Annotated in this window: 16 protein-coding genes and 3 pseudogenes; 9 read left to right on the top strand and 10 right to left on the bottom strand. The window is 49.8% G+C overall.

Going from position 1 to position 20,072, the window contains the following annotated elements; all coding sequences use genetic code 11:
* Positions 1–73: 73 nt before the first annotated feature.
* Positions 74–241 carry a hypothetical protein gene (locus ACM1PF_RS08350; RefSeq protein WP_416673964.1) on the top strand — a complete coding sequence of 56 codons (168 nt, stop codon included), beginning with the start codon at positions 74–76 and terminating at the stop codon, positions 239–241.
* Positions 242–662: 421 nt separating this feature from the next.
* On the opposite strand, the pseudogene tnpC reads toward ACM1PF_RS08350, so the two are convergent.
* Positions 663–2,158: pseudogene (tnpC, locus tag ACM1PF_RS08345) on the bottom strand (IS66 family transposase).
* A gap of 70 nt (positions 2,159–2,228) precedes the next feature.
* On the opposite strand from tnpC, the gene ACM1PF_RS08340 reads away from it, so the two are divergent.
* The 4 genes and pseudogenes from ACM1PF_RS08340 to ACM1PF_RS08325 all read left to right on the top strand — a co-directional run bounded on the left by ACM1PF_RS08340 (position 2,229) and on the right by ACM1PF_RS08325 (position 4,671).
* The gene (locus ACM1PF_RS08340) at positions 2,229–2,528 is read left to right on the top strand and encodes a hypothetical protein (protein ID WP_416673963.1); all 300 of its coding nucleotides are present in this window, start codon (positions 2,229–2,231) and stop codon (positions 2,526–2,528) included.
* Positions 2,529–2,568: 40 nt separating this feature from the next.
* Positions 2,569–2,997 (top strand): dUTP diphosphatase, encoded by a 429-nt coding sequence (gene dut / locus ACM1PF_RS08335; protein WP_416673962.1) that lies wholly within the window; start codon positions 2,569–2,571, stop codon positions 2,995–2,997.
* Between the two features lie 213 nt (positions 2,998–3,210).
* Positions 3,211–3,333: pseudogene (locus ACM1PF_RS08330) on the top strand (type II toxin-antitoxin system PemK/MazF family toxin); the annotation flags it as partial.
* Positions 3,334–3,426: 93 nt separating this feature from the next.
* On the top strand, positions 3,427–4,671 hold the full coding sequence (locus ACM1PF_RS08325) for a DUF790 family protein (RefSeq protein WP_416673960.1): 1,245 nt from the start codon (positions 3,427–3,429) through the stop codon (positions 4,669–4,671).
* 19 nt (positions 4,672–4,690) lie between these two features.
* On the opposite strand, the gene ACM1PF_RS08320 is transcribed toward ACM1PF_RS08325, so the two are convergent.
* The gene (locus tag ACM1PF_RS08320; protein WP_416673958.1) at positions 4,691–5,332 is read right to left on the bottom strand and encodes a LuxR C-terminal-related transcriptional regulator; all 642 of its coding nucleotides are present in this window, start codon (positions 5,330–5,332) and stop codon (positions 4,691–4,693) included.
* 298 nt (positions 5,333–5,630) lie between these two features.
* Between ACM1PF_RS08320 and ACM1PF_RS08315 the strand changes: the two genes are divergently transcribed.
* From ACM1PF_RS08315 to ACM1PF_RS08305, 3 genes are all read left to right on the top strand, one after another.
* A complete protein-coding gene (locus ACM1PF_RS08315) occupies positions 5,631–7,028 on the top strand; it encodes a sensor histidine kinase (protein WP_416673956.1) in 1,398 nt (465 codons plus the stop codon).
* A 70-nt stretch (positions 7,029–7,098) separates the two neighbouring features.
* Positions 7,099–7,245 (top strand): hypothetical protein, encoded by a 147-nt coding sequence (locus tag ACM1PF_RS08310; protein WP_416673955.1) that lies wholly within the window; start codon positions 7,099–7,101, stop codon positions 7,243–7,245.
* A 121-nt stretch (positions 7,246–7,366) separates the two neighbouring features.
* The gene (locus ACM1PF_RS08305; RefSeq protein ID WP_416673953.1) at positions 7,367–7,951 is read left to right on the top strand and encodes a peptidoglycan-binding domain-containing protein; all 585 of its coding nucleotides are present in this window, start codon (positions 7,367–7,369) and stop codon (positions 7,949–7,951) included.
* Between the two features lie 52 nt (positions 7,952–8,003).
* Here the strand turns inward: ACM1PF_RS08305 and ACM1PF_RS08300 are convergent, their stop codons facing one another.
* The 4 genes from ACM1PF_RS08300 to ACM1PF_RS08285 form a co-directional block, all read right to left on the bottom strand.
* Positions 8,004–8,750 (bottom strand): polysaccharide deacetylase family protein, encoded by a 747-nt coding sequence (locus ACM1PF_RS08300; RefSeq protein ID WP_416673952.1) that lies wholly within the window; start codon positions 8,748–8,750, stop codon positions 8,004–8,006.
* A gap of 341 nt (positions 8,751–9,091) precedes the next feature.
* The gene (locus ACM1PF_RS08295; protein WP_416673950.1) at positions 9,092–9,481 is read right to left on the bottom strand and encodes a response regulator; all 390 of its coding nucleotides are present in this window, start codon (positions 9,479–9,481) and stop codon (positions 9,092–9,094) included.
* Positions 9,482–9,871: 390 nt separating this feature from the next.
* Positions 9,872–11,599: a succinate dehydrogenase/fumarate reductase flavoprotein subunit gene (locus ACM1PF_RS08290; protein ID WP_416673948.1), complete on the bottom strand. Its 1,728-nt coding sequence runs from the start codon at positions 11,597–11,599 to the stop codon at positions 9,872–9,874.
* Positions 11,600–12,115: 516 nt separating this feature from the next.
* A complete protein-coding gene (locus tag ACM1PF_RS08285; protein WP_416673947.1) occupies positions 12,116–12,799 on the bottom strand; it encodes a RibD family protein in 684 nt (227 codons plus the stop codon).
* Positions 12,800–12,991: 192 nt separating this feature from the next.
* On the opposite strand from ACM1PF_RS08285, the gene ACM1PF_RS08280 reads away from it, so the two are divergent.
* Positions 12,992–15,019, top strand: coding sequence for a sensor histidine kinase (locus ACM1PF_RS08280; RefSeq protein WP_416673945.1), 2,028 nt, complete (start codon positions 12,992–12,994; stop codon positions 15,017–15,019).
* A 95-nt stretch (positions 15,020–15,114) separates the two neighbouring features.
* Here ACM1PF_RS08280 and ACM1PF_RS08275 read toward each other — a convergent pair whose 3' ends face one another.
* From ACM1PF_RS08275 to ACM1PF_RS08260, 4 genes and pseudogenes are all read right to left on the bottom strand, one after another.
* Positions 15,115–16,629 (bottom strand): SGNH/GDSL hydrolase family protein, encoded by a 1,515-nt coding sequence (locus ACM1PF_RS08275; RefSeq protein WP_416673943.1) that lies wholly within the window; start codon positions 16,627–16,629, stop codon positions 15,115–15,117.
* A gap of 134 nt (positions 16,630–16,763) precedes the next feature.
* Positions 16,764–18,535 (bottom strand): annotated as a pseudogene (locus ACM1PF_RS08270) (ABC transporter substrate-binding protein).
* Positions 18,536–18,871: 336 nt separating this feature from the next.
* Positions 18,872–19,243, bottom strand: a complete 372-nt coding sequence (locus tag ACM1PF_RS08265; protein ID WP_416673941.1) for a rhodanese-like domain-containing protein — start codon at positions 19,241–19,243, stop codon at positions 18,872–18,874.
* 363 nt (positions 19,244–19,606) lie between these two features.
* Positions 19,607–19,807, bottom strand: a complete 201-nt coding sequence (locus ACM1PF_RS08260; RefSeq protein ID WP_416673928.1) for a hypothetical protein — start codon at positions 19,805–19,807, stop codon at positions 19,607–19,609.
* Positions 19,808–20,072 lie beyond the last annotated feature (265 nt).

The raw sequence follows: 20,072 nt of genomic DNA, 5'->3' as shown, positions 1-20,072 counted from the left end.
GTTTTTAAGCAGCAAATTCTGTCAAGCCCAACTCAGTGGACTTGTTGCGATTGAGACTACAATTCACAGCAAAATGTCAGCCAAAATTAAGTGGCTAAATTTGAAAGTGCAGGGTGAAAAAGTGCTGCGAATTCAATGCTCTAAGTCGATGCGATCGAGCAGAATGATTCAATCCATTTCGGTACGTTATAAATTCCCTGAACCTGCGATCGATGCCTCTCCTTACCTCAGAATGGAATGAAATAAACCCAGGGAACTGGATGTATCGCACAATGTGTCGTAAGAAGCTAAAAATCCTTGCGACTGGCTCAGACTGTTTGACATCGGTATTGAAGAAAATAGCAATTAATGCCAAACAGTGCGTCCGAGATACTAGAGTCGCACTTAAAGGTTAACTAGAGAACTGCTATTAGGTTAAGAAAGCAATAGGATTCGGTTAATACCAGTTCCCAAAATTAGAACGATAAATCTCGTAAGGGCGTTTCGCAAAACACCTTATAGGAGTGTTTCTATGTAGTTCGGCTTTGAGAATCGGTATAACTTCGCTCCCGTCGCATTGAAACTCGGGCTAGTTAAGCGTGCATTGCCTGACAATGGTGGTGGAGCGGAGCCAACTGCCGGGGTTGGAATCGTTGTATCCGTACACAGGGTTAGCAAGGTAGTCAGGAGGATCGCTGTAGGTCGGGAAGCGGAAGTAAAGAAGGGGCAGGCAAGCCCCGACGCTTGGCATAGCAAGCATCGGTGAGATAATCGAGGACATGGCGATTTTGCCGCCGCAGCGTTGCTACAACCGTCATCATTCGTCCGACAAACAAACTGCCTGCCTCACTTTGGGAGCCATAGCTACACCGTCGCCACAACACTGCTGGACGAATCGCCTGTTCTGCTGCATTATTGGTTGGCTCTACTCCAACGGTTGTGACGAATAACCATAAAGCAGGTTCTACTTTGAGTAACTGCTGACAGGTTCGCACCGTCTTTGCCAAAGGTGTCTTTTCTTTGGTCCCAATTGGGTAAGCCGCTCCTTCTTCCAACAGTGCTTTCACCCGTTGTCGAATGGGTGCTACGGCTTCTATCCATTGGGGGCGTGCTAAGGTTCCATCTCGCACCCGATGCCATAACTCAAATAATTTCTCTTGCTGTTGGAGAAGTTGCTCTCCCAAGGTCTGGCTCACCCCACCCCGTTCGGCAATTTTGGTGAAATCGCGTTTCAGATGCGCCCAACACAATTGTCGCCATTGCAAGTTTAACCAGTTGTAAGCACTGTAGCGGTCGCTGTTGACAATCCCAGCAAAATCAGTTCCTAAGATGCTTTGAGCGGTGGCTTGAGAGCGGCTTAACGCCACCTGGAAATAGCACACCAACGGGGTTACCATCACCCACAACCAGCCTCGCTTCCCCTTGCCATTGTTCCCATCGGCGTTACCCTGAGGCAAACTCGTTTCATCTATCCCAACAACGGGTTGCTGCTGCACATAGCGATGAACCGCTTCGACGGGTTGCTCAATCGCTTCACTCATCTGTTGCCGCAAGCGTCCGACACTGCCCACGGAGATGGGAATCTCAAACAATTCACTCAACAGCCGCACCACCATCCGGTGACTTTGACGATACTCTCCACTCAACAGTGCGACTAATGCACACAGCCTTTCCCCATAGCGACAACCATCCACAATCTCGCCATCATAGGCACGGCTGCTTACCCCACACTGGGGGCACTCCAACGCATGAAAGCGATGTTCCAAAACAATCGGTTGTAACGGTGGCAAATCTACGATCTGACACCGTTGCGGATTGGCATCTTTCCCTCTCAAGCGATGTCCACATTCGCAACACACCTCAGGGTAGTGATCCTCAATGCGCGTACATTGTTCCGGCGGGTAAAGTTCCTGCGAATGTCCCGGATGTCCCGGTTGTCCGCCTCGCGCTTTCCCACTTTTCTTTTCGGGGTAGCCTTGAATCCCTTCGGAGGGTCTTGCGAAGGCGGTTGCGAGGAGTTTTTGGAATTGCGCTGAATTTGCTCTTGTAACGCTTGCTGGCCTGCCTCTAATGCCTCAATACGCTCCAATAGACGCTGCACCAACTGCTTGACACTCTCCGGTGTGTTGGCCCAGTCCTCTGCTGAAATTTCGCTTAAAAAGGCATTCGGGGATTCCATGCGTTTTAGCCTAGCAGACTTACCCTCACATCGCTCACTCTTTCTGCTTTACCCTGTGTACGGATACTACATGAGTGATAAAGAAGCTTTAAAGATGAAGATGGAGGAGTGTCAAGACTATAAGACAATCAAGCAAAATCGAGCCAGTTTAAACCAACGATCTTGGTTCTCTAAGTTGTTGTTGTCAACCCTTATTGCAACATTGATAGCGATATCGGCACAAATTTTTCTGTCTGTTAATGAAACAAAATTTGGGCAGAAGAATTGGTATGAGACGGCTACAGTAGTTACAGGTAAATTTGTTGAATTACTTGCAGTTGTTTGGGTGGTCTTAGGGACTGATTATGCTATAAACAAGTCCAGGCAATGACCAATAGTGATTGGTGGGAAATTTAGGAAGATTCTTGACTATGAAACTGAAGATACTCAGGCTACATGACTCCGCAACTATTCCGGAATATGCTCACTCAACTGATTCAGGTTTAGATTTGGCTGCGGTAGAAGAAATTGAAATTCCTGCCAGAGAGAGTAGGCTTGTTAGGACTGGTATAGCTATTGAGTTGCCCCCCAATACGGAAGCACAAGTTAGACCGAGGAGTGGACTGGCTTTAAAGCACCAAATTACTGTCCTCAACACACCAGGTACAGTGGATGAAGGTTATCGTGGTGAAATTGGCGTGATCCTGATCAATCATGGCAACAGTTCATTCACAGTAACTCAAGGTATGAAAATTGCTCAAATGGTTATTGCACCAGTTATCCGTGTTGAGATTGAAGAAATCAGTCAATTAAGTTCTACATCTCGTGGAGTGGGGGGATTTGGCTCAACAGGACACTGATTGATCAATTAAATCTTCTTGTTAAGATGCTAGCTAACAATCCCCTTGCAGCGGACGGTCGCAAGTCGTCGGTGCTGAGTTGGAGGTTACTTGCCGCCGCTGAAGGGGAACGTTAGCATTCCACGCGCTTCGCACCTTCAGGGAGAAAGAAACTGTCAACAAATCAGCGACAATCAAGCCTTATAACCCTGGATTAGTTTTAGTTTCTTAGGAGTCGCTAATGTGTCTCAAATTCTCACAGTCGATAAAACATTCCTGGTTGAACGGATCGGTTCCCTCCCAAACGACTTGCGGGAGGAGATAGATGATGGACTACGAACAATCTTGTATCTGTAGCAACGCAAGCTGATTGGTGCTTCTGTAACACCCCAAAGTGCTGCAAGAACTCAGCTGCTGTAGTATGGCAAGGTTAAGCAATATCGTACAATCATGCTCCCCAGTGATTTGCTGATTCATCGGCACAACGGTGAAGAAATTACGCCCAAACGATTGCCCCTTGACCCACGGAATCTGGCGATCGCCACGGAGTTAATCACCCTGTTTCAAACCTGTCAGGGCAAGACGCAGGGGGAGTTAGAGCGTCAACTGAAGGCGATCGAAGGAACCAGTACGGATTATCGGATCAAGCGCGGGCTGGCGCATTTGCTCAAAAGTGATACCTTTAGCACCTTTGAGGTGGTCAGTCCCCTGGAGCCACAACTGTTGCGGGAGCGAGTGTTTGCCCGATCGGCCCAGTCGGTTCCCTTGCCTCAGATGGCTCCAATCACAATGAAAGCGATCGCGGAGCAGTTGAGCCAGGAATTGGAACGGGAGATAGTGCCAGAACAAATTCAGGCGGGGCTATATGCGGATTTGAACGAAAACAAAATTCTGACTCAGTTTAATGCACCCACTCCAGACGCATTGCTCCATCGCTACAACGTTTCTCAGGTGCAGGGTGTATTTTACAAAGCCAGCCAGATTCGGATTACAGCCCATCGCAATGATCCAGGGGAATATAAGCTGCTGTTTCGCTACTTAAAGCTGTTTGGGCTAATGGCTTACATTGAGGGAGATGCAGATCATGGTTTCACCATTACCATTGATGGCCCGACCAGCCTGTTTAAATCCAGCACTCGCTATGGATTAGACATTGCTAAACTGATTCCTGCTTTACTACATGTCACGAAATGGAGCCTGATTGCAGATTTACGCCTGCGGGATAGCTATTCTAAACAAGAAAAAGACCGTCGCTTCACCTTGAATGCTGACTGCGGTTTAGTGACCCATTATCCTCCGGGTAAACCCTACGACAGCATGCTGGAAGCATCCTTCGTCGATCGCTGGGATGCCTGTAAGTCAGAATGGAGGTTAGAACGCGAGGTGGATTTAATTCCAATTCCAGGAAGCGTCATGATTCCAGACTTTCGATTAGTTCATCCCGATGGGCGATCGGTATTACTGGAAATTGTCGGTTACTGGCGACCCGAATATCTTCGCAAGAAGTTTTCTCAGGTGCGCCAGTCTGGCCGAAATGATTTAATTTTGGCCATTTCAGAACGGCTAAATTTGGAAAAAGCGGGCGTTAAATTAACCAATGTCGCTGCACCCATGATTTGGTTTAAGGATAAATTATCGCCGAAAGCCGTTTTAGCAGTACTGGAAGATCATGATTGGAACACCCCTGAAAGTTAAAGATACCCATTCCTTCAGGTCAATTGGCGATGCTTTCGCCCAACCATTCCGCATCATTCTGCTTCGCCAGAATACTTTTGATGTGCTTTTTAACCGTATCTTCTTTGATGTATAGCTCGGCGGCGATCGCCTTGCGGCTATACCCGGCTCGGCGGAGTTGCCAGACCTGGGCTTCTCGCTTTGTTAAGCTATACTTTTGTGCTTCTGCGATCGCTCGACGGTGAGCGGATTGCTGCAAGTCCTCCAGGGTGACAAACAGATAAGATTCTGCTGTATCCAGGGCTAACCAGCGAACTCGTAGCCGAATCGATCCATTATCCTGAGTTTTAATTTCATCTTCAATGACGATCGCCTCTTCCGCAAACTCTTTGCGTCCTTGAATGAGTGCTTTACAACTCCGCCAGATTTCCCGAGGCACTGAATTTCGCCACGATAGATTTTGTGTCAGTTGATAGCAGATGCGGTTGGCATGGCGGTTGGCAAAAACCAATTCACCCTGTTCCGAAAGCAGCATGATTCCATCAATTAAGCTTTCTACAATTCCCTGTAAAAGGATGGGAATTTCTCCAGGTTTCCGATGATTTTTATCAGACTCCTGCTTGAAAAAAGAGGTTGCTTGGGTCGGAGCTTGATCAGAAGAATATTTTATGGTGTTCATCATAAGAGGGGCTTGAATGAACTCTACACGAATGAGATCCCTTCTGAACCCTCGCACAGGTTAAATCAATATTGAGCGTTCAACAGGGATGAGATAGTGAATCGGAGCAGCAATGAGGGATTGCCGACTCTGTAAGTGCATCATGGATAGAACAACAGAGGCGTGGTTGGAATGAAAACAAAGTTTCTGCGACTATTTGCCTCTCTTCCTACTACAGAAACCGGGGTGCTCATTTCGGTAATACAGGATATTGATTCACAGGAGAGTATTAGGATGGAGGTATCTCTTCCTGGCTTTGTCTATGTTTCAGGCGACCCGTCAACGCCTCGCGCTCTGGTATACCATCGTTACGGCTGTGCTGCTGCTCCTGTTTGCCAGCGGATTTTATCTATACGTGCGCAGTACTTTGGTGGAGCGAATTGACGACACCTTAAATCATGTGGTGGAGGTGGTGCAGCGATCGCTGATTGTGGAGCCTGTGGAATCAGGCTTGCCAGAGGTAGATTTTCCACGGTTTCGCGTGAATTTAGAAGCTAGCTTTGCCGATAATGCCGAAGCGGTTGAGGATGATCACATCGATCTGGAGTGGTTTAATCCGGCTGGCGATCTGCTCTGGTCTACTTTTTCAGCTCCCCTCGATATTCCGCTCCATCCCAGTGAGGGGGAAACGGTTTATGGGAAGTTGGTGATTCATTCTGATCAAGACATCATTGAGCAGTTGACTCCCCTCTCCTTTGCCCTGCGTCAGGTGACTCGTGAGGTTATCCTGAATCAGCAAACGTTGGGCTATTTGCGGGTCAGTCATCCCTGGTTTGAAGTGACGAAACCCAGTCGGCAACTGATTCGAGATCTGAGCCTGGGAACGGCATTGATGATCGGGGCGGTGGCGGCGATCGGCTGGTTGCTGTCGGGATTAGCTATTGCTCCGGTGCGGGATTCCTATCAGCGGTTGAAACAATTTACCGCCGACGCTTCCCACGAATTACGTAACCCGATCGCCATCATTCAAACTAACGTTCAGGTCGCTTTAGCCGATCCCGATCCGCAATTGCAGCAAGCCCAACTCAGAGTCGTGGAACGCTTGACTCGGCGGTTGGGACGGTTGGTGGATGATTTGCTGTTTTTAGCCCGTCAGGACAGCGGCATTACGCCACCCAAACGGGCTCCGGTGCAGTTGGAAGCACTGCTGGCTGAGGTGATTGAAGAACAGCAAACGATCGCAGCGGACAAAACCTTAACCCTGTCATTGCATTGTCCAGAAGGATCTGGATCTGCCAACTCAGGAGATTCTAAGTCTTCCCCCTATCTGCTGCAGGCCGATCCCGATCAGTTAGGGCGATTGTTTACGAATCTGATTAGTAACGCCATTCAATACACCCCACAAGGACGAGTAGACATTAACCTGCGGCGCGTGAAGCATCAGGGAATCTCTTATCTGCAAGTGCAAATTCAAGATACTGGAATTGGCATTCCTCCCGACGCTTTACCGCAAATCTTTGAGCGGTTCTATCGAGTGGATCCAGCCCGCAGTAACGCTGGATTACAACCAGGTCAGACTGGCTCAACCACAGGCTCAGGACTGGGGCTGTCGATCGCCAGCATCATCGTTGAAAACCATCAGGGCCAGATTCAGGTGGAAAGCGTCCTGCACAAAGGGACAACATTTACCGTTTTATTGCCCTGTAGCACGGTGAACTGACGCTATTGCCAGAGTGGATCCTACTGGATGTCCAGTTTTGCCTTGGCAGGACACATCTCTCCCTGGCAAGATGCCTGCGCTACGGAAATTGACCCATTTGCATGACGAATTGTTCACTGGCAGGCAAGATGCCTGCGCTACGGAAATTGACCCATTTGCCGCAAGGGGATACGCCCAATTTCTAAAGGCTCGATCGTCGCTTTACTACCAGGAATGATCACCAAAACATTGCAGCTTTGCCTAAATTATGTTATTCGTAGAATAATAATCAACTAAAGTTTTACCCTGCCCAAATTAGGTGTTTCACTACTTACCTTCATGCCTGAGGACGGAGCGATATGGAATCCCTTGCTTATCTTCATTTAATGCAAAGCTATCAAGAATCAGAGTGTGATGAGGCTTTGCTGCTCCCCGTTCAGAATGGGGTAACAGCGCAAACTTCATTCAATCCGTCCCAATGGTCGATTCTGCTTCTGGGCATCATGGCGGGAGGGTTAAGTCTATCCTTTGCTGAAGCCGCAGCGGCCAGTGCCTACTACAAAGACTATGCGGGTGGCGGTTTTTTCTACATTTTTGACTACCAGGATGCCCACAAGCAGGTGGTTTTCGTTCCGGTGGCTCCCACGGCAGTGCATCCCCTGGCAGTGAAGCGAGTTGATGCCCCTTCTCATCCGACTCCTGCCCCCACTCCGAGCCATTCCTTCTGCAAGGTGCTCCGTCCTGGCGACAGTGGAGACGATGTGCGATGTTTGCAAGAGCAGTTGCAGCAGTTAGGTTATTTCCACGGCCCGCTGACGGGTTACTATGGGCCAATCACTAAAGCGGCTGTAATAGACTTTCAGCGAGATTGTGGATTGCGGGTTGATGGAGTGGCGGGGCCACAAACGCTGGCAAGGTTGAGTGAATTGACGGGAAGAGGTTGATTCAGATTTCAAGCGGGTTGTGAGATTTTGACCGATCGCCTTTCGTCATTTTTCAATCGTCATTCCCTTTATTAACGAGTTTCACCTGCGCTGGGTGAGCCGTCATAGCGGCGATCGCTGTATGCTGTTGCCAGAGCCGATCGACGGTGACAAACTGATAGCCCCGCTCTAGTAGAGTTGGGATTAATCGATCGACCGTTGCCGCCACATCTTCACCACCGTGATATCCATCGTGAAGGACGATGAGGGAACCGTTACAGGTCTGATTCAGCACCCGTTCGATGACTACATCCACACCCGGACGCACCCAATCTTCCGGAACAACGCTCCACATCACGGGGCGATAGTTCCACTGTTGAAGATTTTGCAAGATTTGAGGTGTAAACAAACCATTGGGCGGACGCACATCTCGGATGTTTTGCTGAACATAGGCCAGATCAACTTCGCACACCTGAGCGATCGTCTCTTGAGTTCTTGTCAAGTTTTGCTGCAACTCCTGAGTGGTTAGCCGGGTAAAGGATTGGTGGGTGTACCCGTGTAGCCCAATCCAGTGTCCGCTCTGCCAGATCCTCTGGGCGATCTCTGGCGATCGTTGGACACACATCCCCAACCAGAAAAAACTAGCAGGCACCTGATGGCGATCGAGAACCTCCAGCAGCAGGGGGGTGTGCTGGGAGTGGGGGCCATCATCAAAGGTGAGGGCGATCGTGGGTGAAGCGGTATTGCCGACCCACAGGCAATCGGGGAAGGTGGGTTTAAGGACTTTATGGAGGAGGGGAAAAAACGGCGCAAGCTGCATAGGGATAGGGTTTGAGATGGGCAGATCGGCTCACCGGACGTTGGCGGGTAACAAACAATGCTGCCCCTATCATAGGCATACTGAGGTGAAAGTGGGTAAGTCGGATTGCCGTAATCTTCTCATCCCCCAGTCACTTTTTCTACACGCTGAGGCTCTATCTGAATTGTGCTTATACTATTTTTTATACCAAATTAGTGTTTCAGGCGGTTTTCTCTGACAGGATGAGTGCACTCAGAGGGCGATTTTTAAGCAAACTTTACGATCGCCAAAATGGTATCGCTTGGTTATTTGATCAACGGGAATAGATACGGAAAATTTAATGTCAGCGTAATGCAAAGACATCAGGTGCAGTAGGTCTGCCGGGCCCAAGCTGATTGCAGCAAGGAAAACAAAACGTCGCTCTGGATCGGTTTAACCAAGAATCCATCAACCCCTGGATTTTCGTCCTGATGGAGCCAACTGGGAGAATGAAATTCAGTTAATGCAACAATTGTTATTTTGTTAGAAGAATTCGCAACATTTCGCAGTCTTTTGATCAATGGTTGCGTCCAATTTTGATGACCCGACAGGATGATCATCAAGGGGGGTGTCTGGCTAGCTCGAACCATCGCTTGCTCCAGGGAATCAGCGACAACCATTGGATATTTCAACTGATCCAGCAAAGACCCAAGCATTTGCAACGTTCTAGCGTCTTGCCCCAACACTAGGACATATCGTTGTGTTTGTTTCATATAGTTCTGTCACGCTAACGGTACTATAGCTCGTCAGCAAAATTGTCATTTGGAGTTTGACAGGTATAAATCTACCTCTCTAACTTATTTCTAACGATCGCCTATAGCTTAGAAATTTTCGTTTTTCTTAGCCTTTTCCAATTACATTTCTCAAGCTTTTAGAAAAGAGAATTCAAGCTTTTCTTAAGCTTACGTAAAGACAGAGGTGACAAACGGTAAAGACTGAGCCTCAAGGCACAACAGTCAAAATTGTTAGTTATTATTTCAAACTATGAACAAATGAATTTACAATGAGGCTCATTTTCTGGATTGCCGCAGCAGTGTTCTTTAATCACTCATTGAGTCAATAGCGTGCGTTGTTTCTTGAGGGGTATGCGAAAAATGAGTGGTTTAATACTTTCGTTCCTGTGGCTCAAACAGGCTGATGACGACGGGCATTTCCTGAATCTCAATGCCTGCCGCTGAATGATAGGCTAACGTATGCTTAAGAAAATCTGTATCATTGCGATCGGGGAAGTCTTCACGGGAGTGGGAGCCTCGGCTTTCCTGACGGTTTAATGCGCTGGCAAGGATCACTTCACCCACCGTCAGTAAGCTTTGTAGTTCCAGGGCTTCAATCAATTCAGTGTTCCAAATTTTATTCTTATCATCCAGATACACCTGCTGGGCTTGCTGTTTAATCTCCTGCAGTTTAGCTAAACCCTGACGCATGACTCCATCACTGCGGAATACACCACAATGTTCCGTCATACAGTCTTGAAATGCCTGACGCACTTGAGCTAATCGATACTGTCCAGATTGGTCGATTAGAGCCTGAATCTGCTGGGTCGCCTCCGTGATGTAGTGTTGCTCATCTACTTCCGGTAGTTTGCGGCCCTGGACGTAATAGGCGATCGTTGCGCCCGTTCTGCGACCATACACGACGCATTCCAGCAGGGAATTACTCCCCAGTCGGTTCGCACCATGTACCGACACACAGGCTGCCTCCCCTGCGGCGAAAAACCCTTCCACCAAGTGCTCAGCACTGCTACGAACCTGCCCGTCGGTGTTGACTGGAATGCCTCCCATGGAGTAATGCACGGTAGGACGCACCGGAATCGGCTCATAAACTGCGTCAATACCGACCAGCCGATGGGCTTCTTCCCAGCAGAAAGGAATGCGGCTCATGATCTGTTCCTTCCCTAAATGACGGATATCCAGATGCACATAGGCTCCTCCCGCACTGCCATCGGGATGAATGCCACGTCCTGCCCGAATCTCCTGGACGATCGCCCGTGAGGTAATGTCTCTAGGAGCCAGCTCCATGCGGCTGGGGGCATAGTCCTCCATAAACCGTCGCCCTTCGCTGTTGAGTAAGTACGCCCCTTCACCGCGCACTGCCTCGGAAATGAGGACACCCACTGGATACAAGCCCGTTGGGTGAAACTGGACAAATTCCATATCCTCCAGGGGCAGTCCTGCCGCCGCCGTCATGGACAGGCCATCCCCCGTAGAAGCGTAATCATTGGAGGTGGTATTGTACACCCGCCCGTAACCGCCCGTGGCAAACATCACTGCCCTGGCCCGCACCACTTCCACCCGGGCATCCCGAATTCGGTACATGACGACTCCCTTGGCCTGGCCTTCTTCCAGAATCAAGCGCATCACGTACCATTCGTCATAGATCTTGACTCCATACCGCCGCAGATTGTTGACCAGCTCGTGCAGGATGGCGTGTCCCGTTTTATCGGCTGCATAACAGGTGCGCTTGTGGGAGTGACCCCCGAAGGCCCGTTGGGCAATCCGACCATTGGGTAATCGGGAAAACAATACGCCCATGTGTTCCAGGTCGATCACCACGTTTGGAGCATCCCGCGTCAGAATTTCCACTGCATCCTGATCAGCCAAAAAGTCAGACCCCTTTACAGTATCGAAGGCATGAGCTTCCCAGGTGTCTGCCTCATCCACGTTTTTCAAGGTGGCAGCAATCCCCCCCTGTGCGGCGACGGAGTGCGATCGAATCGGGTGAGTTTTGGCAACCACCGCCACATCCAGGCGTGGATCCGTTTTAACAATTTCCACAGCGGCCCGTGTGCCTGCCAGTCCGCCTCCCACAATAATCACATCATGCTCAATCATGGTTAACCTGCGATCGTCTTAGTGTTCTCCTGGATCTATCCTGACGCAGATAAAAGGCGTGTGACCGAAAGCAGGGAACTTCTTTAGAAATAACAGCAGAAATCAAGCAATAACGAAACTGCTGCTGCTGAACCTGGGGATCGGCAATCAGATGGCATCCCAATTTTTGAAAAAATCGGCTGTAAGGGCGCACTGCTGTGTACCCCTAAGGGACGCAAATTAAATAACTCCGATTTTTTCTGTACGGGCGCACTGCTGTGCGCCCCTTCTGGAGATTAAATTTTCGATTTTATTTAATCCGCGTTCCTAAGGGGGATGTTACTTTGCTGCATCTCCCCTATCGCTGCCTACGGTGGTGTACACACAAGTCATCTGCTCTAGCCACGACTGGGTTTGATCCTCCCTAACCCTCCTTAAACAGGAGGGAACCGGATTAGAAGTCCCCCTTTTTAAGGGGGATTTAGGGGGATCTATCAGGGTTTGAGCCTCTCAGTCAAGATCTGTGTACACGGTAGCCTATCGCTGCACGGCATAGTGCAAAAATACCTCCTGCTCGATCGTTTCGACTGAGAGTAGGTGCAGTCGAGGTGCGAGGCTGGCTGGAAATCCCGCCCCTTCTACTGGGGTTGGTGCATCTGAGCCACCCAGCAGTAACGGACAGACGGTTAACCAGAGTTCATCAATGAAATGGTTTGCCAGCAGTGAGGCGATCAGTTGCCCCCCTCCCATAACCAGGAGGGTTTGGATCCGCAGGTGGGATAACTGAGTCAGGGCACTACACCACTCGATCGCGCCAGACTCGGTGAAAGGGGTTAAAATGCGACTGAACTCCAGACGATCGCGCCAGAATTGTTCTCTAGCAGGAGCAGTTATTAACCAGCGAGGAATCGGTTGCTGGAAGAACGGCAAATCTGGAGATAGCTGGCCCGATCTAGAACAAACAATGTGAGTGGGTTGAGGAGGTTGTTGATTCAGGGAGCGTTGCTGTAGCAGGGCTCGGTTCGTAATGCTCAGGCTCGTGCCATAGGCTCGTAGGGTCTGTGCGCCAAACAACACCGCATCGGATCGAGCAATTTGGGTTTCCAAATGAGCTTTGTCAGCGGCAGAGCCAAAGCGGGCCGGAGAGCGGTTTACATCCGTAATTTTACCGTCTGCACTCATGGCCAGTATAACTGTGATATGGGGGCGGATCTGATCCATACTTTCTGATCCATACTTTATGTGGATAAAGAAACCTTGAAGAACACGGTTTTGTGTACGGATGACTCACTTAACTGAGGTGAATGAGTATTAAGGTGGATAGTACTCTTTTCAATCAATCCAATCAGCCCAGGTTCGCATCTCCATCTTTCATCATCTCCGTATGGAGTATTACATCGCTTAAGTAATTGTATGGCTATGTTTGGTCAGTCTTCCTTCCGCCGTATTTTACTCCTGCGGATTCTCCTACTCAGTATCCCGATTCTGTTTTTGGGGATGGCAGTGACCTTTCGTAAGGCTCGTTCCAGCCTGCTCAGAACGGCACGAGTGAACCTGGAGCAAAGTGCAGTGCGTCGGGCTGAGGCCATTAAAGACTCTATTGAAGCCCTCCAAACGGGTTTGGCGATCGCCAGCGAAACGGCTCCTCTCCAATACGGCTCTCCCGTCTCCTCTAGAGTGCTACTCACCCAACTGCAACCTGAACTGCCCACCCAAGTTCAGTGCCTTCAGTTGAGAGATCTGCAAAATAATCAGTTGATTACGAGTACCTGCGGCAACCGAGTGCTGGATCCTGTTTCCGCCCAAAATTGGGAGCCACTTCGGGAAGTCGGAGCAGCCGATCGACTCCAGAGAAGTACTTTAAGCATTAACCGCATCAATCCGCCCAGCCAGCAGGACATGATGAGTCAGCTCAGCCTCGTCGTTTCTGTTCCAGTTTACGACCCCAGTGGGGTACTGCGGTACAGCCTGACGGCCCAGGCGGTTGTCACTCAGACGGAAACGGTAGAACCCTGGATGTTGCAGGGCTACACTGTAATTGTGGATGAAAACGGGATGTTTTTAGCCCATCCGGTGGCAGAACGAGTTCGGCATAACATCGCCCAGCAGCCCGGAGAAGACCGCTTCCAGGAGATTCTCAGCAATGTGGGGAAGGGGATTTCGGGAACCCGCCATTTATATGGCTTTGTCGATTTTGATGGCGCCGAGTGGATTGCCGGATTTTCGCCTGTCACTATTCCAACGGCTCCCGAAACGACTCAAACCTGGGCAGTGTTGTCGGTGACTTCGGTAGATAGTGCCCTGCAAGGCTTGGAAGAAATCACTCAGATTCTGCTGATTCTCACAGCAGGATTACTGGCAGCCCACCTACTAGCCATGCTTTATATGGCCCGCGATCTGGCTCTGCCGATCGAACAACTGGGTAAGTATGCTCTGGGTATCCACAAACGCGATCCTCAGCAAAAGGTGCCCAAAAACTTCCGCATCCGCGAGTTGAACCATTTATCCGAGGTGCTGGATAGCATGGTGGGACGGCTGGAGGAACGGGCGAAGGAGTTGGAGTCGGCTTGGCAAGAGGCGCAGGTGGCCAATCAGTTGAAGAGTGAGTTTTTGGCCAATACCTCCCATGAACTTCGGACACCGCTGAACGGCATTATTGGCTGTATTCGGTTGGTAAAGGACGGCTGCTGCGATACCCGTGAGGAGGAAGTAGAGTTTTTAGAGCAGGCGGACAAAGCGGCGATTCATTTGCTCCGAATTATTAACGATATCCTGGACATTCAACGTATTGAAGAGGAAAAGTTGCCCCTATCCATTGAAACCCTGGATTTGCGGCAGGTGCTAAAGGAGGCGATCGAACTTCAGTCAGTCTCGGCGCAGCAGAAAGGGTTAAAGTTAACCATTAGCGAGATGCTAGAACCCATCCTGATCCGGGCCGATCCGTCCCGCATTCGGCAGGTGTTGCTGAACGTGATTTACAACGCAATCAAGTTTACCGATCAGGGGGGAGTGTCCATTGATGTCCGTACGGAGGTATCGGTGGAGCCTTCGATTCCGCAGGCGGATGGATCAAAACTGGGGCAAAATGCCCATCTCAGCATGAACGGTATTCCTTCTCGCCCCTGGGTGATTGTTGCCATTAAGGACACCGGAATTGGGATTGAACCGGCCCAGCAGCATAAGCTTTTCCGCCCCTTTGTCATGGTGGATGGCACGACAACTCGGAAGTTTGAGGGGACAGGGCTGGGGTTAGCGATCTCTCGTAACCTGGTGGAAATGATGGGAGGACACATTGGGTTACACAGTGTTGGGGTCGGACACGGTACGACGGTTACGATCGCCATGCCCATCTTTGATCCAACCCAGACAGACTCTTCTTCCCAGAATGGACATCAAGAAGCGACCAGTGAAACGACGGTAGAACCCTCCCCCATTAAGTAACCCACCAGGAACAGGCAACTGGATCCTAGTCAGGCTTACCAGAGCGATGACCTTAGTGATGACCTTATCGGTAACTTTGAGGATCGTTGCATGCATCATCCCTCCGGGCGGAACGGGGGGCGATAAACGCGGATCGCTGCGATCGGAGCTGGATTTCCTTCAGGTGAGATAATTTCCAGGGTATGGGTTTGATTGGGTAAACCCTGGGCAATGGTCGTTGTCGGGGGAGGGCTGGCTGTTTCGATCGCCGGTGGAACATAGACATCGCTAAAGAGCGGTTCCACACGCCAGTGAAACTGAAACCCTTCGGGGGTGGCAATCTGAAACAGTTGGCAAGCATCATCAATCCACCAGTCCTGCGGTTCGATCACCACGCGCCCCGATTGCGATACAAACTGGCGATCGTTCTGCCCTTCACCATCAAACCCCGTCTCAGACCCATACACCCTGAACCGAAACCGATCGCAGGTGTCGTTAATTTCTGTAATCACTGCCGTCCAGCGTTCTGGAATCAATGCTGCGGAAGCACTCACCTGCATCACGGCAGGCTGATCCACGCCAAACACATCCGACGGGCGAGTGATTTTGTATAGATTTGCCTCAGAGGGAGGACGACCATCAATTAGAACCCTGGCAAAGGAAAAATTGGACTGGCTGGCTGCAGAACCAATCGACCCTGGATCCGCTGCAATCAAATCAACCCGATTTCCCTCAAACTCCAGTTCCAACCGGCCCTGCTGCCACTGCACCTCTGAGCCGACAACATAGGTCTGGACGGGATCCGCTGCGATCGGCTGAATGGGCATTTGCTCCAGATGGGTTGTAATGAAATTTGCCATCAACGCATTGCCTGGCCCATTCAAGTGATCTTCATCGGCCAACAGGTCACTGGGAGTCATGCCATTGCTTCTGAGATATTGCTCCCAGGGTTGACGAATTTCCACCAGCTCACAATCATACTGTTGAGCCAGTTGAGGCAACCACTCCATTGCCCGTCGATTATGCCACTCGTAGGCCCGTGTCCGATCGGCTGAGGATTCGCCTGCTTCCGGCATCCAGGTAATGTGGTCTGAAACGAGCAAAATTTCTGTCGTTGTGCGCTGGCGAGCATTGGCAATGATGGACTCATAGGACTCTTCATCACCATGAACGTGAAAAATCATCAAATCTGGGTAAAACGAGTACAGATCATGTTCTGCGGTGCGAATCAATTTAGGCGCGTCAAACCCGCCGATCGCCCGATTTTCCACTACTAAATTCGCATTTGGGAAGCGTTGTCTCAGGTAATCCTCCAGTTCCAGCCACCATACCTGCCGCGTAATCGATTGTCCGTAAAACAGGATTTTCACTGTATTCTGCTGCTCTGGTGTACTGCTAGTCAGCAGATTCATCGTACGCCGCAGGCCAGAGCCATAGCGATCAGCATCGACTACCGTTGGCGGGATGCCGGGCTGGGCCCGATCGGTTACTCCAGGCTGACTTTGCTCCTGCCGAAACAACTCCGAAAGTCGCGTCATTCTGGGACTGGAGCCGAGGTTGAGTAGGGCAGCGAGCAACAGTGCCAGACAAAGACCCCCTAGCGCGAGCCGCACAAAAAACTTTTGGCGCATAACAAAGTATCTATACTTCAGACAATTTCCACAGTCGTATCTCTTTAGTGTCTGATAGTGACAAATTGTGATGTTGAAGACATGGATCGGAGGGAAGAGTTTTCAGGGGGTAGCCCGTACTGACCTCAAGTTTTCTAAGCCTCATCCTGCACAATTTTCAACTCATGTAAATTCCATAGCGCACCGCTTAATGCTGAGAACCGGATGGGTTGAATCCGATCGCGTACAGCGGAGAGGCTCAAGGGGTTCACTAAATAGATGAAGGGTAGGTTTTCCTGGGTAATGATTTGCGATTGGGCATAAATGGCTCTGCGTTCTTCCTCGTCTAGAGTTCGTGCTCCCTGAATGTACAATTGCCCAATTTGTTCTTCCCAGTCAGCGACCACGCGCCCTTCGATCGGCTCATCTCCGGGTTGGGCGGCTTTGTTGAAATGGTGCGATCGACCGTTGGGTTGCCAGACGTTGGCTCCGCTGTTGGGTTCAACTCCCCCTGTAAAACCAAGAATGCAGGCTTCCCAGTCCAGGGAATTTGAGAGTTTGCTGACGACAGTGTTGAATGCTTGAGTTAGAAAATCCACCTGAATCCCAATCTGGCGCAGGTCAGTCACAATCTGTTCCCCCATTGCTCTGCGGGTTTCGTTCCCTGAATTGGTGATCATCGTGAAGCGTACCCGATTGCCGTCTGCATCCAGCAGTTGACCCAATTGGTTATATTGAAATCCAGCAGAGAGCAATAATTCCCTGGCTTTCTCCGGGTTGTAATCGTAAACGGGCAAGCCTTCTTCAGGGGATAGATAGAAAGGACTCTGGACGGAGATGGGAGAGTTCTGCGGTTCGCCCAATCCTCGGAAAATGTTCGTCACCATGCGATCGCGATCCAGGGCATAGGCAACGGCCTGCCGAAACGCCACCTGATTAAACCAGCGAGACTTGATCGGATCAACCAATGGTCTACCATTGCGGCTACCCTGATTTAAGTTGAAAGAAAGATAGGTTGTTCCAGATGCCGCCCACCGTTGTAGATGGTAAACTGCCCCCGCTCCTCCTCTCGCTTCATCAACGAAAAATAGTCTGGGGTAACGCTGATGATGTCTAGCCCCCGCGATCGAAATTGCACCAGGGCATTGTCTGTAGACTCAACGACCTGCCAAACCAGTTTCTGAATATAGGGCTGTGGGTTGCCTGCCTCATCTTTACGCCAGTAGTATGGATTGCGCTGGAAGGTGACTCTTTGCCCTGGAATATAGCTGGCCAGAACGTAAGGGCCATTGCCAACAATGTCGCCTGGATAGGTATCACTACCCCATTTGGTCAGGAATAGGGGGGTTCCCTCTGCATCGGTATTTTCAACAGACTCCCGCAGGGCGTGGGCCGGAAGAATAGCTAAACCCGTATTTCGCAGAAATGGCGCAAAGGGTTCTGGGATGGTGAAGGCAACCCGGCGATCGTCTACTTTCTCAACGGTTGGTAAGGCTCCACTTTCACCAATCCGCATAATGTCACGAATGGCGGTAGGAATGGCTTCGTTAAAGAACAGTTCGTTGTAGGTGAACACCACATCATCCACCGTCAACGGCTCTCCATCTGACCACTGCAACCCCTCGCGCAGGGTAAAGGTAATCTGCAAGCCATCGGGGGCAATTTCCCAGGATTCTGCCAGTGCTGGGATCGTTTCGCCCGTTTCACCGTCTTCGGTGGTCAGACCCTCGTAGGTATAGCTAAAAATATTGGATGCTTCGTTACTGAGGACATAGTTAAACGTTTTAGGTTCAGCAATGGCACTGAATACCAGAGGCGGCTCCGATTGCGTGTATAACCAGGATTCACTACAAGCAGCCAGGGAGATCGCACCCAAAAAAGCAAATATTCCAGCCAGAAACAGGTTTAACCAACGACAACGTTTCATTTGCATTACAAAACTTGTTCCTTACAAAACTTGACTGTAAATCTGAATCAAATCCGGCTCAAACTCGGGTTGGATATTACAGATAGAGTGGCGTAACCGGACAGAGGATAACAATTTAATGCCTTAAGACGGATGACAGATGGATGAATGACAGCCTGATCGATCGCAGGTGAATGCCAACATTCTAGATCTTAAGTTTTAGCGTTTGGATTGGGCAGACTATCCAGGGCAAAAAGTCGTAATGAAGCAAATCACAAAAAAACCACAAAAAAAACCACGAAAAAATCCACCGTGAAGGTGGATCTTTAGGTTACAAGTCATAGCAAACACAAGGAGTCAGGCAACAAACATGGCACCAGATTCGGTTGGATATTGGTACGCTTTCCAGGCGGGCAAACCACCCTGTACTTCAGAGACATTCATATATCCAGCCTCACGTAACTTGGCGGCGGCCTCTGAAGCCTCTTCGTCTGTATCACTATAGACGTAGATATCTCGTACAGGTTCCAGAGATCTGGCAGCCCGATCAACTAACTCTCCTAAAGGCATATTGACGGCCCCCAGAATGTGCCCTTGAATAAATTCATCATGGCTGCGAACGTCCACGATCGTTAGCGCAGGTTCTCCCCAATCCAAACGACTTTTTAGCTCATAAACCCGCGATTTTTCCATGACTGAAGGAGGAATCGGAATAAAGTTGAAATGCATGGTGATTGATTGCAATGTAAAGGTTAGTAGTTCTTGCAATCTAACAACTTTATGAGAAAGTTGCAAATTTTTGTTGAGGAAACCTTTACTAAATTCCCATTATGTACTTATCAGCACATTTTGCGGTGATGAGAGGGAAACTGTTGTTTGCTCCATTGAGGCGCATGGATTAAATGATCTGTGTGAAGTGAATGCTTCTGCTGGATTAGACTGGGCAGGCAGGATGCCCCACAAGATTGTTGACTGGGCGGGCAAGATGCCCACCCCACAGGTAGGGGCGATTCGTGAATCGCCCTTGCTCAGGATTCGTGAATCGCCCTTGTTCAGGATTCGTGAATCGCCCTTGCTGTTCAGGCAGAGAAATTATCGCACCAGCACCGTCATGTATTTCCCGGTAGCAAAGGGAGCAGGAATAATCGGGGTGAACTGAACCCGATCGGTGGCAATCCGTCGCACATAGAATTCGTTCATGGTGAAGATGACCTGATCCCGCGTACCGATAATCCAAATTTGTACCCGTTCATCTTGCGCGACGGGCAGCAGTTCATTGAACTCTGATGACATATTTTGTTCCTCGCTGATGCGTATTAAGGGAAGAAAAGCTCAAGGTGTGGGGAGTGCCAGGAGACAGCCCCCCAAACATCGTCGTTCATCAGCAAGGCAGCCGAAAATAGACAGCGTGATCTACAATCAGACAGCCTGACTTTCTGGTGCTACAGAAGTTAGGTTAGCTGGTTAGGGTCGTTGGTAGCTTCCCTAATCAGCGCTACACCTCACCTTAAGCGGGTTTGGTTAACTGGCTCCTTCGGTCGAAACAACCAGTATCGCA

The organism is Egbenema bharatensis FJBBOT/2019, from assembly GCF_048077055.1.
GTDB classification, from domain to species: Bacteria; Cyanobacteriota; Cyanobacteriia; order Elainellales; family Elainellaceae; genus Egbenema; species Egbenema bharatensis.
This window is presented reverse-complemented; position numbering and strand designations above follow the sequence as displayed.

Coding starts and splice junctions, on each gene's coding strand:
- ACM1PF_RS08300 (WP_416673952.1), bottom strand. CDS start 8,750: ATGCAGCTTGCGCCGTTTTTTCCCCTCCTCCATAAAGTCCTTAAACCC.
- ACM1PF_RS08285 (WP_416673947.1), bottom strand. CDS start 12,799: ATGGATCAGATCCGCCCCCATATCACAGTTATACTGGCCATGAGTGCA.
- ACM1PF_RS08340 (WP_416673963.1), top strand. CDS start 2,229: ATGAGTGATAAAGAAGCTTTAAAGATGAAGATGGAGGAGTGTCAAGAC.
- ACM1PF_RS08275 (WP_416673943.1), bottom strand. CDS start 16,629: ATGCGCCAAAAGTTTTTTGTGCGGCTCGCGCTAGGGGGTCTTTGTCTG.
- ACM1PF_RS08315 (WP_416673956.1), top strand. CDS start 5,631: ATGTTTCAGGCGACCCGTCAACGCCTCGCGCTCTGGTATACCATCGTT.
- ACM1PF_RS08260 (WP_416673928.1), bottom strand. CDS start 19,807: ATGTCATCAGAGTTCAATGAACTGCTGCCCGTCGCGCAAGATGAACGG.
- ACM1PF_RS08320 (WP_416673958.1), bottom strand. CDS start 5,332: ATGATGAACACCATAAAATATTCTTCTGATCAAGCTCCGACCCAAGCA.
- ACM1PF_RS08310 (WP_416673955.1), top strand. CDS start 7,099: ATGCCTGCGCTACGGAAATTGACCCATTTGCATGACGAATTGTTCACT.
- ACM1PF_RS08290 (WP_416673948.1), bottom strand. CDS start 11,599: ATGATTGAGCATGATGTGATTATTGTGGGAGGCGGACTGGCAGGCACA.
- ACM1PF_RS08280 (WP_416673945.1), top strand. CDS start 12,992: ATGGCTATGTTTGGTCAGTCTTCCTTCCGCCGTATTTTACTCCTGCGG.
- ACM1PF_RS08305 (WP_416673953.1), top strand. CDS start 7,367: ATGGAATCCCTTGCTTATCTTCATTTAATGCAAAGCTATCAAGAATCA.
- ACM1PF_RS08350 (WP_416673964.1), top strand. CDS start 74: ATGTCAGCCAAAATTAAGTGGCTAAATTTGAAAGTGCAGGGTGAAAAA.
- ACM1PF_RS08265 (WP_416673941.1), bottom strand. CDS start 19,243: ATGCATTTCAACTTTATTCCGATTCCTCCTTCAGTCATGGAAAAATCG.
- dut (WP_416673962.1), top strand. CDS start 2,569: ATGAAACTGAAGATACTCAGGCTACATGACTCCGCAACTATTCCGGAA.
- ACM1PF_RS08295 (WP_416673950.1), bottom strand. CDS start 9,481: ATGAAACAAACACAACGATATGTCCTAGTGTTGGGGCAAGACGCTAGA.
- ACM1PF_RS08325 (WP_416673960.1), top strand. CDS start 3,427: ATGCTCCCCAGTGATTTGCTGATTCATCGGCACAACGGTGAAGAAATT.